The sequence below is a fragment of the uncultured Campylobacter sp. genome (assembly GCF_937949835.1).
Lineage (GTDB): Bacteria > Campylobacterota > Campylobacteria > Campylobacterales > Campylobacteraceae > Campylobacter_B.
The window spans coordinates 1-2,193 of sequence record NZ_CALEDC010000310.1; the positions used below are offsets into that span (position 1 = coordinate 1).

Consider the following 2,193-nt stretch of genomic DNA (forward strand, 5'->3'; position numbering starts at 1 on the left):
CTCAAAACTATAAGCTGCCGCCGCTAAGTCTAAAGAGCTTTAATCTCGTCGCGGCGAAGCTCTTCACGGGTCGCACGCATCAGATCCGCGTGCATTTAAGCTCGATAAATCGGCACATTTTGGGCGATCATTTATACGGATTTAAGAGCGAAAACGCTAAAATTAGCAGGATTTTGCTCCATGCCTATTTGCTCTATTTCATCCATCCGCGAAGCGGCAAAGAGGTGAAAATATGCGCGGGCTTGCCGAGCGAATTTCTAAATTTTACGACAAATCAAAAGGTAAAGGATGAAATTTATGAAAAAATTTTACCGACTAACGTTGAGCGCTACTTTAGCGATATTAGCGGGTGGCTGCGCTACGTCTAGCGCGCCTAGTGCAAGCGACGAGAGCCTGCCACGCGTAGAGGGGGTTAGGACGATCGCGAGCGACAATGAGATCGGGCTTGAGTGGCCTAGATACGATAGCAATACCGCCGTACTGGGCTTTGTCGTTTACCGAGCGCCGGCAAGCGGCGGCGAAGCCAAAAAGATCGCCACCATCGCAGATCCATACTCTACCCACTACGTAGATACGAGGCTGCAGCCGGGCACTTCGTATAAATACACGGTGCGCACATACGGCGCCAAGGGCGTTTCGGCTCCTTCTCCGGTCGCTATCGCAAGCACAGCAAAAATGCTAGAGTCCGTGCCGTTTGCGCAGGCGATCTACGGGCTTCCGGGCCGCGTTAAGATCATCTGGCGTCCGCATCCGGATCTTCGCGTAAGCTCTTATCTAATCGAGCGCCGTCCTAAGGGAGGCGAGTCATGGAGCACGATTAAAGAGGTTCGCGGCAGACTTAGCGCCGAATATATCGACAATATCGATTACGGCGAAGGATATGAATACCGTATCACCGTCAAAACCGAAAACGGAGAGCTGTCCAAGCCTAGTGCAGTCATTGCCGCAGCGCAGGCAGAATAAAGTTTGCCAAATTTCATAACCCAAAGCGTGAGCCTGCCGCCGCTGCCGATTAAGCTCGGCGAGACCGAGTTTTTAGAGACGGCACGCGGTAGAAATTTAACGCTCGTGCGAACCAAAAGCTTTGATAGCGAGTTTTTTATCACCCTGAAGCCCAGCGGCGACAAAGTGATAGTAAAGGGCGAAAAGATCACCAAGCCCGCCAAGATCGGCCATCTGCAGCGAGCGCTCGAAATTTTTAAAGAGCGCTTCTGCGGGCGGATCATCTCGCAGGCATTTGCTTACAAAGACAGCTCGCTTACCAAAAAAACGCCGCTGATTTTGGGTGAGAATGAAATTTTATCCCTCGTAAAAAGCTCTAAATTTAATAAAATTTTTATCGAGATCGGCTTCGGCTCGGGCAGACACCTGCTTCATCAAGCGCGCTCAAATCAAGACGCGCTGCTAATCGGTATCGAAATTTACAAGCCCGCGATCGAACAGGTCGCAAAACTAGCGATCCGCGAAGGGCTGCAAAACATCGCTCTCATAGCCACCGACGCGCGGGTTTTGCTGAGCCTGCTTCCTGCGGGCTGCCTGCAGCGCGTGTTTTTGCACTTCCCCGTGCCGTGGGACGACGCGCCGCACCGCCGCGTCATAAGCGACGAGTTCGCCTCACAGATCGCACGCACGCTCGGGCGCGGCGGCCGCTTCGAGCTTCGCACCGACAGCAAGGAATACTTCCTCTACGCGATGCAAAAGCTCTCGCCCTACGTGCAGCGCAAAGCGGGCGAAATTTCGCACTTCAAAAATCGCGACGCCGCCGTAGCGAGCAAATACGAGGATAGATGGCGCAAAATGGATAAAAATATCTACGATCTGATCTATGAGAACAAAACCGCGAGCCTGGGCGAGCCGCAGCAATTTGAGATGGAATTTTTAAAATTTGACGCGGCGGCAATCGCGCGAAATTTTAAAAATTCTACCTTCAAAGGCGAGGATTTTTTCGTGCATTTTGAGGAAATTTTTTACTTTGACGCGCAGAAAAGCTTGGATGCGGACGGAGCTTGCGCGGCGAGTGGTGGTGTAAATTTTAATGCAGGCAGTGGCTCAAATTTTACCTCAAAAACGAACTCAAATCCTTGTGCAAACCTAGATGGCGGTTTTATCTCGTACGAAGCAGGCGCCGACAGCATGACCGAAGCCATAAATTTAAACGCAATGCGAGGAAAAAATTTAACTAAGCGCGCGAAC

2 protein-coding genes and 1 pseudogene are annotated in these 2,193 nt (G+C 51.3%); all 3 read left to right on the top strand.

Features of this window, described 5'->3' with window-relative positions; genetic code table 11:
• A pseudogene (locus Q0256_RS07070) lies at window positions 1-368 on the top strand (RluA family pseudouridine synthase); the annotation flags it as partial.
• The gene (locus Q0256_RS07075; protein ID WP_297961615.1) at window positions 298-963 is read left to right on the top strand and encodes a fibronectin type III domain-containing protein; all 666 of its coding nucleotides are present in this window, start codon (window positions 298-300) and stop codon (window positions 961-963) included. The pseudogene Q0256_RS07070 and the gene Q0256_RS07075, both read left to right, overlap by 71 nt.
• A gap of 3 nt (window positions 964-966) precedes the next feature.
• Window positions 967-2,193 (top strand): tRNA (guanosine(46)-N7)-methyltransferase TrmB (trmB, locus tag Q0256_RS07080; RefSeq protein ID WP_297961618.1); only part of this gene is annotated, 1,227 nt, incomplete at its 3' end.